Here is a 15,253-nt window from a genome sequence, read left to right on the forward strand (position 1 = left end):
TTATATTTTTTCGTATTCTTCTAATTTAACACTGTCAAACTTCTCTAAAGACTCAACATATTCCTTAACGTGAACTTTGTCGAGATGGCCACCTTTAATTTGTTTCATCTTAGCCTGCTCACTTGATGTTTTAAGGAGTAATTTCACCTCTGCGATTGCAATAGAAGGCAGTACCCTTAAAAACAACAGGAACAAAGTGAAGAATACACCGATCGATCCTACAAACACACTCACGTCTACCCATGTTGGATAGAACATTGCCCAGCTTGATGGAAGGTAATCACGGTGAAGTGAAGTCACGATAATTACGAAACGTTCAAACCACATACCTACGTTAATAACGATAGATAATACCCATGTTGCAGGGATACTCAGACGAATTCTCTTAAACCAAAGTAACTGAGGTGTTAATACGTTACAGGTCATCATCATCCAGTATGCCCACCAGTAAGGTCCGGTAGCACGGTTAACGAATGCATAAGCTTCATATTCAGAACCAGAATACCAGGCGATAAAGAACTCAGTGATATAAGCAACACCTACAATAGATCCTGTCAAAATGATGATCTTATTCATCGATTCAATGTGGAACATGGTGATGTAATTCTCTAATCCCAATACTTTACGGGCAACAAGTAATAGTGTTAATACCATCGCAAAACCAGAGAAGATCGCACCAGCCACAAAGTATGGAGGGAAGATCGTTGTATGCCATCCTGGTATTACAGATGTTGCAAAGTCCATAGATACAATCGTGTGTACCGAAAGTACCAGTGGGGTAGATATACCTGCAAGGATCAGTGATACTGTTTCAAAACGCTGCCAGGTTTTTACGTTACCGCTCCATCCGAAAGAGAAGATAGAATAAATTTTGCGGCGCATACCTGTAGCACGGTCACGGATAGTAGCAATATCTGGTAATAAACCTGTATACCAGAATAATAAGGATACAGAGAAATACGTAGAGATCGCAAATGTATCCCAAACCAGTGGTGAGTTAAAGTTAACCCATAATGATCCGAACTGATTTGGTAAAGGAAATACCCAATAAGCTAACCATGGCCTTCCCATGTGGGCAATGATATACGTTGCGGCGCAGATAACGGCGAAAATTGTCATCGCCTCCGCAGATCTGTTAATTGAATTCCGCCAGTTTTGACGGAAGAGCAGTAATACTGCAGAGATCAGTGTTCCGGCGTGACCAATACCTACCCACCAAACGAATCCGGTAATGTCCCAGGCCCATCCTACAGTTTTATTTAAACCCCATGATCCGATACCGTTCCAGAAAGTATAACTCACAGCTACCAGCCATAAAGTTGCTCCGCATACGGAGAATATAAAACCTATCCACCACGCCTTGTTAGGCTTGTTCTCAACTGGCATTAAAATATCATTCGTAATTTTTGCATACGTGATATTATCGCCGGTGATTAGTGGTTCTCTTAATATTGATTCGTTATGTCCTGACATAATGTACTTTATTTAATATCAGCTTACGCTTCTGTGTTTCTAATTTTAGTCATATAACCTATACCAGGTTGTGTATTGATCTCTTCCAGAACATAGTAAACGCGTTCACTACGTAATGCTTTAGATACTTCCGAGTCAGGATCATTGCTATCTCCAAATACAATGGCATTGGCTGAACAAACTTGCTGACATGCCATTTTGATATCTCCGTCTTTCAATGGACGTTTCTCCATTTTAGCGGTTAACTTACCAGCTTGTATACGTTGGATACACATTGAGCATTTCTCCATTACCCCTCTTGAACGTGTAGTTACATCAGGGTTAAGTACCAGCTGAGTAAATTCATTGTTCAGGTAGTTGTCAAAGCGTGAATCATTCCAGTAATTGAACCAGTTGAAACGACGAACTTTGTACGGGCAGTTATTTGCACAGTAACGGGTACCTACGCAACGGTTATAAGCCATCATGTTCAGACCGTCTGAAGAGTGGACTGTTGCCAGTACCGGACAAACTGTTTCACAAGGAGCGTGATCACAATGCTGACATAACATTGGCTGATAAACAACCGTTACATGGTCAAGATCTTCCAGTTTGTTAATTTCCTTCTCTTTAGAAACGCTCTTATCGCCATCTTCAAAGCTATAGTAACGATCGATACGAATCCAGTGCATCTCTCTGCGTCTGCGAACCTCATCACGGCCTACAACCGGAATGTTATTCTCGACGTTACAGGCAACCACACAAGAACCACAACCTGTACAGGCATTCAGATCGATTGCCATAACCCAGTTGTTACCTGGTTTTTCGTATTTATCCCACATATCGTAGGATTTTTTACCTTCTTCTTCTTTACCAGTACCAGCACCCGGGTTTTTCATATATTCCTTGAAGGTAGCTTCGCGGATAATATTTCTTCCTTCAAATGAATGGTGGGTTTGTGTTTGAGCAAGCTCATACGTATCACCGGTTTTGGTAATGGTTACCGAAGTAGCATATTGTAAAGTACCATTGCTGAAACTTACAAAAGGATAAGCATTTTTACCAACGCTGTCTCCAACTTTACCTGATTTAGCACGTCCATAACCTAAAGCGATGGAAGCTGTACCCTGAGCCTGTCCTGGCTGGATCAGTACCGGTAAAGTAATGCTGTAACCGTTGCTGCCTTTTACATCAACAACATCAAATTCTTTTAATCCTAATTTCTCAGCATACTTAGGCGCAATAGCAATATAATTGTCCCAGGTAACTTTAGAAACCGGATCAGGTAATTCTTGTAAATAAGCATTATTAGCATATCTACCATCACGCATACCTACACTTTCGTAAACCTGAAGCTCAATATCTTTAGCCAGTGCTTTGCTGCTGTTAACTACCGAAGGAGCAACTGAAGCTAAAGAAAGGCTGAAGGTATAAGTACCGGCTGTTTTAGGTGTTCCTGTAAGGATACCAGTCTGCAACAACTCGTTCCAGGTTTTGTTACCTACAGTTGGTAATATATTTTTCTCCCAGTTGTTACGTACATACTGGTAGTAATCTTTAACGGGTGCGTTAGACCAGATCAGTAAACTCTGCTCTGCCTGACGGGAATTGAATACCGGGTTAATGGTAGGCTGTACAACGGAATAAATTCCTTCGTAGATGTTAGCGTCACCCCATGATTCCAGGTAATTCTGATTGGTAGCAATTACATCACATAAAGTTGCAGTCTCGTCCCTGCGGTCTGAGAAAGAAACTTTAAACGGAACTTTTGCCAGTGCCTCTGTAAACGCTTTCGTGTTGACTACGTCATAACCAGGATTATTACCTAAGAAGAATACAGCAGCAACTTCGCCCCTGTTCATCTCATTTAAAAATTCTGCAAATTCAGCATCATTACCTGAATAACGTTTTGAAGGATTATCTAAATCGATTGTAGTGCCATAACTTCCGATAGCGGAGTTAATTGCATTCACTAAGATCTGAGTAGAAACATCATTAGAGCCGCAAACCACTAAACCTTTACCTTTTTGCTGTAACAACTCTTTAGCCATTAGCTTCAGTGCTTTATCAGCAGTAACATTATTAGGTAGTCCGCCGCCTGCAAGGTTAGCGCCAGTGATTGCATTATATAAAGTGATCAGCGCAGGTCCCTGTTCTGATAACTTAATAGGAATACGTGTATCTGAATTGGCACCTGTCATGCTCATTCCTGTTTCAAACTGGAAGTGACGTGACATCTTTCCTTTTTTCAGGGAAGCATTGTTTCTGTTGGAAACAAACTGTGCAGTAAACTCTTCACCACTGATCCATGTTCCTAGGAAATCTGCAGCAAAACTAACAATCAGGTCGGCCTTGTCAAAGTTATACTTAGGTAACACTGCCTTACCGAAACTATTTTCATTTGCCTTAATGATACCTGTATAAGATACAGCATCATACTGGATATGTTTAGTAGTAGGATAAGCAACAGTAAAGTCTGCAATAACAGCTTTAGTAGAAGGGCTGTTTACAGATGAAGTAACAATACGGATCTTCTTACCGGAAGCTTTTGCTTTTGCCAACTCTGCAGTTACATAAGCATCAACTTTAGCCCAGGTAGTTTCATCATTCTTTAAAACCGGAGCTTTAAGTTTAGATACATCATACAGGTCAAGCACTGAAGCCTGTGTCTGTGCGTCTGTACCCTGATTGAAGATTCCTCCGTGCGGATTAGGTTCAATTTTAATAGGACGGCCTTCTCTGGTTTTCACCAAAACACCCTGACCATTAAAACTTGAAACATAGTAGTTAGGAATACCCGGGATAACTTCTTCCGGCTTAATCAGGTAAGGGATTGATTTGACTACAGGAGTCGGCTGACAAGCCGCTAATGTAACCGCACCAAGACCAAAGCCCAGGGCCTTTAAAAAGTCACGGCGGGGAGTTACCGTACTTAATCCTGCTTCATTTAAAACATCTTCTATTGGAAGCGGCTCAGCGAATTCGTGTTTATTACTCTCAACGAAATCAGAAGTCTTGTTAAATTCCTCTAAGCCTTTCCAGTATTTTTTATTGCTTTCCATTTAAGCTATATTACTGTTTATCGAACGTTCTTTTTATTAAACTCTATTAATAGTGACATTTACCGCATTCAATTCCACCTAATGCTGCAGGGGTCAATTTCTCACCTCTTTTGATTTTCTCATGCGCAGCAATGATTTTAGTATAGAATGCATTGTCTTTCACTTCCAGTTTGGTGTCTTTATGACAGTTGATACACCATTTCATGGTCAGCGGAGAATACTGATAGATCTCTGCCATGGTATTAACCGGTCCGTGACAAGCGAAACATACTGGTTCGTTTGGTTTTAATCCTTTTTCTTTACGGATAGCTTTCTCAGCTACAACAACGTGTTGTGAGTGATTGAAGTAAGCGAAATCTGGAAGGTTGTGAACACGTACCCATTCAACTGGTTTTTCTTTAGACTTGTCATAAGTCATTTTGTCTGCATCATAACCCAGTGCATTGTAGATCTTCTGGATCTCAGGAGAAATGTTTCCATCATGGCTATCTCTTGCCTGAACCATTTTGTGACAGTTCATACAAACGTTAAGCGAAGGTATGGTTGCATTTTTTGATTCGAACGCACCTGCGTGACAATACTGACAATCGATCTGGTTTGTTCCGGCATGAAGCTCATGTGAGAATTTGATCGGCTGAGTTGGCTGATAGCCTGTGTGAACACCTGTGTTCCACATGCCCATCCATCCCCATGATCCCAGTGCGGTTGCTAAGCAAAGCACAAAGAAGAAAACGAATTTCTTGTTTTTGAATAACTGATTGATTCCTGCAAGCATAGAACCATTCTCTTCTTCAATAATCTCTACACCTTGTTTTTGAAGGATCAAACGTTCTAGCATTTTGATTGCCCGGCCTAATATTACTAATACAGCAATAGAGATCAGGATAACTGCAATAACCCCGGCAATGGAGAAACTGGAAACTTCATCAGAAGCACCGGCTCCGGCGCCACCAGCGTCAGCTGCTTTTTTTGGTTCACCAACTTTAACGTAAGCTAGTATTCCTTTAATCTGTTCTGGCGTTAGCGAACTAAATGCCGGCATGTCTGCATTTGGATTGATCTTCGAAGCCTCTACAGCTTCTTTGTCACCAGATGCAATAAATGCAGGAGCATTGTTGATCCACTTTAATAAAAACGCTTCGCTCTTGGTTGGAACCACTGTTTGCAAAGCCGGACCGATTAAATTACGGTCTAGTGCGTGACATGAAGTACACTTGTCTTTGAAGATTGCTCTTCCCGCTGCTGCATCTTGTGCTTTCGTACCAGAAACGATTAAAACAGATAAAGCCGTAAACATGAATGCCGACTTCCAAACTCTTCTAATGATCAATGAGATATTCCTCATAATGAGTATTTTATGCTTTATTTTAAATAACTGTACTGAACTCAATGGATGTTTGAACTTATGTTCTCTACCAAAGCGTCCACAAAAGTAAAATTTATTAGTTTACGAGTGACAAAGAAATGACAGTAAATACAATTTATAATCATTCTAAACTTTGCGTTTTTTGGGCTTTAAACGAAGAAAATCAGCAATTTTTCAATTTTTGCTGATTTTCTTCTTGACTATTTTTTCCAATAAAATTTGGAAGTTTAGTTTACATTTTTAATATCCATGCAAAAATCAGAGGGGCCACTATAGTGGCGTCAGACTCTACAATAAATTTAGGTGTATTGATATCCAGTTTACCCCAGGTAATTTTTTCATTTGGAACTGCGCCTGAATATGAACCGTATGAAGTGGTAGAATCAGAGATCTGGCAGAAATAACTCCAGAATGGAATGTTCTCCATTTCCATATCCTGATACAGCATTGGAACAACACATATCGGGAAATCGCCCGCTATACCGCCTCCAATCTGGAAAAAACCTACTCCCTTGCCACCGCTGTTCTTAATGTACCAGTCGGCCAGATAACCCATATACTCAATACCGCTTTTCATTGTGGTAGCCTTCAGTTCAGCTTTCATCACATAAGAAGCGAAAATATTTCCCATCGTAGAATCTTCCCATCCCGGAACAACAATAGGCAGGTTCTTTTCAGCCGCTGCCAGCATCCACGAATTTTTAGGATCAATTTCATAATACTGTTCCAGATCTCCACTCAGTAACATCTTATACATATATTCATGTGGGAAGTAACGTTCACCCGCATCTTCTGCATCTTTCCATATTTTATGGATATGTTTTTGCAAACGTCTGAATGCTTCTTCTTCAGGAATACAAGTATCCGTAACACGGTTGTAATGGTTTTCCAGTAGATCCCATTCATCCTGCGGACTCAGGTCGCGGTAGTTTGGTACACGTTTATAATGCGAATGGGCAACAAGGTTCATAATATCCTCTTCCAGATTGGCACCTGTACAGGAAATTATAGCCACTTTATCCTGACGGATCATTTCCGCCAGTGAAATTCCCAGTTCAGCAGTACTCATGGCACCTGCCAGGGTGATCATCATTTTACCGCCTTCATCCAAATGTGTTTCATAGCCTTTAGCCGCATCCATCATGGCCGCCGCATTGAAATGGAGGTAATGCCCTTCCATGAATTTAGATATTGGTCCTCTTGTTACGCTCATCTTTATTGATTAAATTTTTTGAAATCTCGTTTTGATGGCGCAAAATTAGCAAATTATATTAAAACATCTCCTTCTCTTATAGGATGGTAATCTGATGGGCGAATTGGAATAACACAGAATTTGTTTAATTTCGCCCCTTCAAATTTTACTTACGCTGCTGGTCACAAAGACTAATAATGAAAAAAATTTTATTCTGCACGCTCTTACTTCTTTCTGCCATTCATGGATCCGGACAGATAAAATTTATTAAGCGTATGCTTGCAGCAGATTTAGATACCACCCGCAAGGCAAGTTTTATGGTACTGCCGGCATTAAGGTACTCGCAGGAGGTAGGACTTGAATTTGGGGTAGGTGCATTATATTCAACCTATCTGGATAAAAATGATCCTTTAAACAGAAGTTCTAATTTTTCTACCACACTAACAGCTTCTACAAAGAACGCCTATAATGTAGGGGCCAAAGGCGATATCTGGACAGCGCACAATGACTATCACCTAATCAGCGAACTTCGTTTCCGCAGCACGCCATTTGATTTCTATGGAATTGGAAACCAAACCCAGGAAAAAGATGATGATAAATTGGTTCAGCATCAGATAAAGGCAAGTTTTGAAGCAGAAAAAAACATTCTCCCTTTTACCTATACCGGCCTGTCTCTGGGTTATGAACACTACAGCTTTATCGATAAGGAACCCGGTGGGATTTATGATACAGATCCCGCCATCTTGGGTAAACCCGGAGGCTCTGCAGTATATATAGGTGTATCACAAACCTTTGATAACCGAAATTCAAATAACTATCCAACCAAAGGATTCTACGGACGTGCAACTTATCAGTATGCCCCTGATTTTTTTGGCGGAAATAATTTTACAGGAAGCCAGTTCAGGGTAGTGATCCGTAATTTCTGGCCGCTGGCTAAAAAACTGGTCCTTGGGGTAAATGGAATTTTTTATAGTGTGCAAAGTAAAGACACCCCTTTTTATTTGTTGCCTCAGCTAGGTAACGATGAGATCATGAGAGGTTATTATACCGGTCGTTACCGGGACCAAAACCTGATGGCTGCACAAACAGAATTGCGCTACCGGCTAAGTAACCGCTTCGGACTGGTGGCTTTTGCAGGAGGAGGACGTGTATTTGCCAATGGCGACTTTTCGTTTAGCCAGCTAAAACCTTCTGTTGGCGGCGGACTACGCTATTTCTATGATCCTGCTAAAGGATTAAGTGTACGGGCGGATTATGGTATTGGCGAAAAACAACCTGGTGAGGCACGACAAACAGGATTTTATTTAAGTCTTGCAGAAGCCTTCTAGAACTTAATTTTAAAATGTTCCCTGGCCTGTCCCTTTTTGAAATAAACCAACCCTATCCAAAAGAGATCTACTGTAACAGTTACATCAGGATGATTTTTGATTTCTTCCCAGGCTTCTTTCATTCCCTCGCTCCAATAGATATCATCAAAGATCAGCAGCGAATTTTCATGCACTTTTGGCAAACACCATTTGAAATAATTCAATGTGGCATCCTTACGGTGATTGCCATCGATATAAACAAAATCCAATTGAGGTAATTCTTCAATTACCCTCGGCAGCAGTTCATCAAAATTACCAACCTGTAATTCTATATTTTCCAGCTCCAGGTCCTGGAAATTATGGTATGCCTTTTTAGCTGTTTCCGGACACCCTTCAATGGTAATGATATCTGCTTCGGGACAGGCCTTAGACAGATAGGCTGTAGTAATCCCCAAACAAGTACCCAATTCCAGTAGATTGGCCGGCTGGCTATCTTTAGCAAGCCTGTAGATCAGCTGAGCTAACCGCGGGCTTTTCAAAGCATTTTTAGCAATCTCACTGATCTTTTTTGTCCGGTTTTTATTGAGGTGTGAACCCGCACCCAAGTCAGTAACTGTAATGACAGTATCGTCATTTAAAAGTTTTTTTCTTTGGTCCTCTACCGCAATGTATTCCGATTTAGGGTTAAAATCGTAAATTACCTCATCCACCAGCTTATAAATAAAAGGCGAATGGGTACCATGCCTGCTTTTAGCCGTTAGCCGATGCTTCAGATAGTCACTGATAAATTTTAATACCATAGGGCAAAAATAGGCAAACACAAGATTGTAATTCGCATTTTTAATGGAAAATAGTACAGAAATAAGCGCATTAGTAAAATTACTGGATGATCCCGATCCGGAAGTTTTTCGGCACGTAGAAAAACGTTTGTTCGAACATGGCAGTTCTGTGATCCATTTCCTGGAAACGGAATGGGAAAAATCACTGGATACGCTATTACAGGAAAGAATTGAAAACATCGTTCACCAGATCCAGTTCAATACCGTAAAAGAAGATCTTAATCTCTGGTATCAAAGCGGCGCATTTGATCTGCTGCAGGGCGCATTGGTCCTTAATCGTTATCAGTACCCCGATCTGGATGAGCAAAAACTGATCAATCAGATCGAAGAGATCAAGAGGGAAGTCTGGGTGAGCCTGCAATATGAAATGAGTTCTGTAGAAAAGATAAAACTGATCAATCATATCTTTTATACGGTACATGGCTTTAGCGGAAATATTAAAAACCACCATGATCCGCAAAATTCCTTTATCAACCAGGTGCTGGAAACTAAAAAAGGTAACCAGATCTCACTGGCCATTATTTATTTGACCATTGCTCAAAAACTGGATATTCCTGTTTATGGTGTAAACCTGCCACAGCATTTCATCCTGGGTTATATTGACGAAAGTAAAAGGGATGAACACGAATTTGGCGTACTGTTCTATATCAATGCCTTTAATAAAGGCGCCATCTTCGGCAAGTATGATGTAGATCAGTTCTTACGCCAGCTTAACCTGCAGCCCCTGCCAGGTTTTTACGCCCCCTGCAGCAATGTAGAGATCATCCGCAGGATTATCAGAAACCTGATCTCTGCTTATGAAAATCTGGGCTCAGCCGAGAAAGTGGAAGAGTTAAAGGAATTACAGGAAATCCTGACGAACAGCGAGATCTAATTCCCGCTGTTTGTGATCAGGCTATTTTCTTTCATCCAGTTCTTCAACCTTTCAAACCAGTCATCGGCAGTGGTTTTATTGTGTAAACCAAAACCATGGCCTCCGGCCTGGTATAAATGCATTTCCACAGGTACTTTATTTTGTACCAACGCTTCTTCAAACAGCAGACTGTTTTTTACAGGGACAACATTATCGTCATTCGCCTGAACAATAAACGTAATCGGCGTCTGCGCATTGACATGCCTGTCATTGGAAAAATACTCTTTCTGTTCCTGGGTTCCGTTAACACCAATCAGACTAATCGCCGACCCCATATGCGGGGAATCCAGAAAACTAATCACCGGATAGAGCAGAATTGCAAAATCGGGTCTTAAACTGAGCTGTTCCTTATTTTCAATCTTAACATCTCCATAATGTACCGCCAGGGAAGAAGCTAAATGACCGCCAGCAGAAAAACCCATAATGCCAACTTTAGCAGGATCAACTTTCCACTCCACAGCATTCTTTCTTACCAGATAGATCGCCTGCTCAGCATCCATCAAAGGGCCGAAAGATTTATCAACCATAATGGAATCTTGTGGTAAACGGTATTTTAAGACAAAAGCAGTCACTCCCATTTCAGCAAACTTCCTGGCCACCTCATCACCTTCATGGTCTACTGCCAGATGCACATAACCACCACCCGGACAAATGATCACCGCAGTACCATTTGCTTTAGCAGGATCGGCTTTGTAAATACTTAGCGTAGGTTTAGAAACTTTAGATAAGCCGGTAACTTTACCATCCTTGTTTACATTCGCCAATTCCTTATAGGTAGCAGGCGTGGCTTTAGCACCTGGAATTTTCTTAGGATAAAGTTCCATCACCTGCTGGGCCTTCAATGTATGTATTGCCATAAGCATTCCTAAACTTAAACTTAAGATCTTCCTCATTTTAGAATTCCATTAAATATGCTTTTAAAAAGTCATTCAGTTCACCATCCAGCACAGCCTGTGCATTTGAAGTTTCGTAATTCGTCCTCAAATCCTTCACCAGCTTATAAGGATGTAAAACGTAATTCCTGATCTGGGAACCCCATTCTATTTTCATTTTTGAACCTTCAACTGCAGCAGAGGCTTCCATCCTTTTGCGCATTTCAGCTTCATATAACTGCGACTTCAATAACCGTATCGCATTCTCTTTGTTTTGCAGCTGAGACCTGGATTCCTGGTTTTTAATCACAATACCCGAAGGTTTGTGGTATAACCTCACCGCAGTTTCCACTTTATTCACATTTTGTCCGCCGGCACCACCAGAACGGAAAGTTTCAAATTCTATATCCGCATCTTTTACTTCAATTTCTATTGTATCATCCACCAGTGGATAAACATAGACCGAAGCAAATGAAGTGTGTCTGCGTGCAGCAGAATCAAACGGAGAAATACGGACTAAACGGTGTACACCATTTTCGCCTTTCAGGTAACCATAAGAAAACTCACCGGCAAACTGCAGGGTTACGGATTTTACTCCCGTTACCTCACCTGATTGAAAATCCTGCTCTGTAACCTTATAACCATTCTTTTCTCCCCACATGATATACATGCGCATCAGCATAGCTGCCCAGTCACAGCTTTCCGTTCCACCAGCTCCGGCAGTGATTTGCATCACCGCAGCCAGCTGATCTTCCTTGCTGCTCAGCATGTTCTTCAGTTCCAGGTCTTCCACCAGTTGCAGGCATTTTTCATACTGCTCCTCCATTTCTTCCTTGGTGGCATCACCAGATTGGAGGAAGTCAAATAAAACCTGTGTATCTTCAAATTCAGCGTTTACTTTCTGCCAGGCATCTGTCCATACCTTTTTAGAATTCATTTCTGCTAAATGCTTTTCGGCCTTTTTGGGATCATCCCAAAAATCCGGTTGTAAGGTAAGCTCCTGTTCTATATAAATAGCTTCGAGTCGGGTTTCGACGTCAAAGATGCCTCCTCAGCGACGCTACTCTGTCCCTTAAATCCTGAATTTGTTCTTTTGTCATACCCGCAAATATATAATATAAAACAAATTATTTCTTCATCCCCATGTAATCAAGGGTAAGATTAGCCAACGTCTTAACTCCCAGAACAAAGCTGTTTTCATCGATATAAAAATCAGGGGTATGATGAGAAGGGGCCTTTAGCGGATCCTGGCCTTTTGGCATTCCGCCAAGAAAAACGAATAAGCCGGAAACCTTTTCCTGATAAAAAGAAAAATCCTCTGCACCGGTAACGGGAGGTTTCAACCTCACATGATCAGCGCCTGCGGTAGCCTTCAAACTTGGCAGCATCTTTTCCATTAAAGCAGGATCGTTATATGTTACCGGGTAATGTGTACTGTAAGGGATCTTTACTTCCGCAGTTCCCCCTCCTGCCTCGGCAATTTTAGTGGCAATAGTCGTTAATCTTTCCTTAAACATCGCCTCATCTTCTTTGCTGAAATTACGGATCGTACCCGTCAGCTCTACTTTCTCCGGGATGATATTTGATCTTACCCCGCCATTGATAGAACCCACAGTTACCACGCCTGGATTTTCTGTTACGTTTAGATTTCTGCTCACAATAGTCTGCAGGTTATTTACAATTTGTGCAGAAATCACTACAGGATCTATGCTGCTCCAGGGATAAGCCCCATGTGCAGACCGTCCTTTCACGGTGATCTTAAAATCATTTACCGCTGCCATCGTTCCTCCCGGGCGATAGGTAATATCGCCTACGGGTGTCTGCGAATTGATATGCAATCCAAAAATCACCTCTACTTTAGGGTTTTCCATTACGCCCTCCTTCACCATCTGCTCTGCACCACCCTGCTCACCCGCAGGCACACCTTCTTCTGCAGGCTGAAAAATAAATTTAACAGTTCCTGGGATATCCTTTTTCATGGAGGCCAGCACTTCCGCCACGCCCATCAGCATAGCTACATGAGAATCATGTCCGCAGGCATGCATTACGCCCACTTCCTGACCATTATATATCGTTTTTACCTTGGAAGCAAAAGGAAGGTCTATCCGCTCTGTTACAGGCAGCGCATCCATATCTGCTCTCAGTGCGACTACGGGCCCCGGTTTACCGCCAACTAAAATACCAACAACACCTGTTTTGGCTACACCTGTAGTCACTTTTATACCCAGGGATTCCAAATGTTTGGCAATGATACCGGCCGTTCGGACCTCATTATTTCCCAGTTCCGGGTGTTCATGAAAATCGCGTCGCCAGGCAATTACCTGCTGTTCTATAGCAGCAGCTTTCTTAGAAACCTCGGTTCTTAGTTCATTTTTCTGGGCAAATGCACTGGAACCACCCAGTATCAACAGGATAAAGTAAAATCTTTTCATATGAGCGTCAATTTAATACTTAAATATAAGCGAATCTGCCGACATTTAATTGTCGGCAGAAATATTGTTAGAAACGTCACTAAAAGAAATAAACCCAGTACATTTAAAAAAAATACCACACTATGCTACCAACCGTAAATTTTACAGAAACCGAAGCCTATAAATACCTGGCTGATCACTTCATTGCTATCAATGAGAAAAACCTAAAACAACTGTTTACTGAAGATGAAAAACGTTTTGAGAAATTCTCACTGATTTTTGAAGACATCCTGCTGGATTATTCTAAAAACAGGATCAACGATGAAACCATTGCCTTACTGATCCAATTGGCCAGGGAGTGTAAACTGGATGAAGCGATCAAAGCGATGTTCAGCGGAGAGAAAATCAACCAGACAGAAGACAGGGCAGTTTTACACGTAGCACTGCGTAACCAGAGCAATACCCCAATTTATGCGGATGGTGTCAATGTAATGGATGAAGTGAATGCGGTATTGGCTAAAATGGAGAAATTCAGCGAGCAGATCATCTCAGGTTCATGGAAAGGATATACCGGAAAAGCAATCACTGATGTAGTAAACATTGGTATTGGTGGTTCTGATCTTGGTCCCGTAATGGTTACTGAAGCTTTAAAAGCTTATAAAAATCACCTGACCATGCATTTTGTATCCAATATTGATGGTACGCACATGGCAGAAACCCTAAAAACAGTTGATGCGGAAACTACATTGTTCATTATCGCTTCTAAAACTTTCACCACACAGGAAACCCTAACCAATGCCAATACAGCAAAAGACTGGTTCCTGAGTAAAGGTGCAAAACAGGAAGATGTAGCGAAACACTTTGCAGCTTTATCTACCAATGCAAAAGACGTATCTGCTTTCGGTATTGATACAGAAAACATGTTTGGTTTCTGGGACTGGGTTGGCGGAAGATACTCTTTATGGAGTGCTATCGGTTTATCCATCTCGTTGAGTATCGGTTTTGATAACTTTAAAGAATTACTGGAAGGTGCACATGCTACAGATCAGCATTTTGAAACTACACCTTTTGAAAGTAATATCCCCGTGATCCTTGGTTTACTGGGTGTATGGTACATTAATTTCTTTGATGCTGAAACTCAAGCGATCCTTCCTTATGACCAATACATGCATCGTTTTGCTGCTTATTTCCAACAGGGAGATATGGAAAGCAATGGTAAACATGTAGACCGTAACGGAAAAGAAGTAACTTACGAAACAGGACCAATCATCTGGGGAGAGCCAGGTACCAACGGTCAGCATGCTTTTTATCAGCTGATCCACCAGGGAACACGTTTAATTCCATGTGATTTCATCGCTCCGGCACAAAGCCTTAACCCAATCGGTGAGCACCATCCTATCTTATTGTCTAACTTCTTTGCACAAACTGAAGCGCTGATGAACGGTAAGACTGACGAGCAGGTAACCGCAGAGCTGAAAAAAGACGGCAAAACAGATGAAGAGATTGCTATCCTTGCACCTTTTAAAGTGTTTGAAGGTAATAGGCCAACCAACTCTATTTTATTGAAAAAAGTAACACCACGTAGCCTGGGAAGTTTAATCGCCATCTACGAGCACAAAATATTTGTACAAGGCATTATCTGGAACATCTTTAGCTTTGACCAATGGGGAGTAGAATTAGGGAAACAACTGGCAAAAAGTATCTTACCTGAATTAAAGGGTGATGAGCAGGTTTCTTCTCATGATTCATCTACCAATGGATTGATCAATCAGTACAAAGACTGGAGATAAGATCTCCAGACCAGCGTTTACATCAATAAATATTCTATTTTATTGATGA

At 41.3% G+C, this 15,253-nt stretch carries 11 protein-coding genes; 3 read left to right on the plus strand and 8 right to left on the minus strand.

All coding sequences use genetic code 11. The features are described from left to right. From nrfD to GSQ84_RS11255, 4 genes are all read right to left on the minus strand, one after another. Positions 1-1,473 carry an NrfD/PsrC family molybdoenzyme membrane anchor subunit gene (gene nrfD / locus GSQ84_RS11240; RefSeq protein ID WP_158797300.1) on the minus strand — a complete coding sequence of 491 codons (1,473 nt, stop codon included), beginning with the start codon at positions 1,471-1,473 and terminating at the stop codon, positions 1-3. A gap of 23 nt (positions 1,474-1,496) precedes the next feature. Continuing rightward, positions 1,497-4,514, minus strand: coding sequence for a TAT-variant-translocated molybdopterin oxidoreductase (locus tag GSQ84_RS11245; protein ID WP_158797301.1), 3,018 nt, complete (start codon positions 4,512-4,514; stop codon positions 1,497-1,499). Positions 4,515-4,560: 46 nt separating this feature from the next. After that, the gene (locus tag GSQ84_RS11250) at positions 4,561-5,859 is read right to left on the minus strand and encodes a c-type cytochrome (protein WP_158797302.1); all 1,299 of its coding nucleotides are present in this window, start codon (positions 5,857-5,859) and stop codon (positions 4,561-4,563) included. Between the two features lie 253 nt (positions 5,860-6,112). Then, the gene (locus GSQ84_RS11255; protein ID WP_158797303.1) at positions 6,113-7,093 is read right to left on the minus strand and encodes a deoxyhypusine synthase family protein; all 981 of its coding nucleotides are present in this window, start codon (positions 7,091-7,093) and stop codon (positions 6,113-6,115) included. A 176-nt stretch (positions 7,094-7,269) separates the two neighbouring features. On the opposite strand from GSQ84_RS11255, the gene GSQ84_RS11260 reads away from it, so the two are divergent. Next, on the plus strand, positions 7,270-8,400 hold the full coding sequence (locus tag GSQ84_RS11260) for a BamA/TamA family outer membrane protein (protein WP_158797304.1): 1,131 nt from the start codon (positions 7,270-7,272) through the stop codon (positions 8,398-8,400). Here the strand turns inward: GSQ84_RS11260 and GSQ84_RS11265 are convergent. Continuing rightward, positions 8,397-9,179, minus strand: a complete 783-nt coding sequence (locus GSQ84_RS11265; RefSeq protein WP_158797305.1) for an O-methyltransferase — start codon at positions 9,177-9,179, stop codon at positions 8,397-8,399. The genes GSQ84_RS11260 and GSQ84_RS11265 overlap by 4 nt on opposite strands. 43 nt (positions 9,180-9,222) lie before the next feature. Here GSQ84_RS11265 and GSQ84_RS11270 point away from each other — a divergent pair, with 43 nt between their 5' ends. Beyond that, positions 9,223-10,092: a transglutaminase-like domain-containing protein gene (locus tag GSQ84_RS11270; RefSeq protein WP_158797306.1), complete on the plus strand. Its 870-nt coding sequence runs from the start codon at positions 9,223-9,225 to the stop codon at positions 10,090-10,092. Here the strand turns inward: GSQ84_RS11270 and GSQ84_RS11275 are convergent. The 3 genes from GSQ84_RS11275 to GSQ84_RS11285 all read right to left on the minus strand — a co-directional run bounded on the left by GSQ84_RS11275 (position 10,089) and on the right by GSQ84_RS11285 (position 13,435). Continuing rightward, positions 10,089-10,988 carry an alpha/beta hydrolase gene (locus GSQ84_RS11275; RefSeq protein ID WP_254070832.1) on the minus strand — a complete coding sequence of 300 codons (900 nt, stop codon included), beginning with the start codon at positions 10,986-10,988 and terminating at the stop codon, positions 10,089-10,091. The genes GSQ84_RS11270 and GSQ84_RS11275 overlap by 4 nt on opposite strands. 37 nt (positions 10,989-11,025) lie before the next feature. Then, a protein-coding gene (gene prfB, locus GSQ84_RS11280) for a peptide chain release factor 2 (protein WP_158797308.1) occupies positions 11,026-12,103 on the minus strand; the annotation gives its coding sequence in 2 pieces (ribosomal slippage) (positions 11,026-12,042 and positions 12,044-12,103; 1,077 coding nt in all). 27 nt (positions 12,104-12,130) lie between these two features. Then, entirely contained in the window at positions 12,131-13,435 is a 1,305-nt protein-coding gene (locus GSQ84_RS11285; RefSeq protein ID WP_158797309.1) for an amidohydrolase, read from the minus strand. A gap of 122 nt (positions 13,436-13,557) precedes the next feature. Between GSQ84_RS11285 and pgi the strand changes: the two genes are divergently transcribed. Further along, complete coding sequence (gene pgi, locus GSQ84_RS11290; RefSeq protein WP_158797310.1) at positions 13,558-15,204, plus strand: glucose-6-phosphate isomerase; 1,647 nt, start codon at positions 13,558-13,560, stop codon at positions 15,202-15,204. The last annotated feature ends 49 nt before the right edge of the window (positions 15,205-15,253 follow it).

It is taken from the genome of Pedobacter sp. L105 (assembly GCF_009765875.1).
In the GTDB taxonomy this organism is placed as follows: domain Bacteria; phylum Bacteroidota; class Bacteroidia; order Sphingobacteriales; family Sphingobacteriaceae; genus Pedobacter.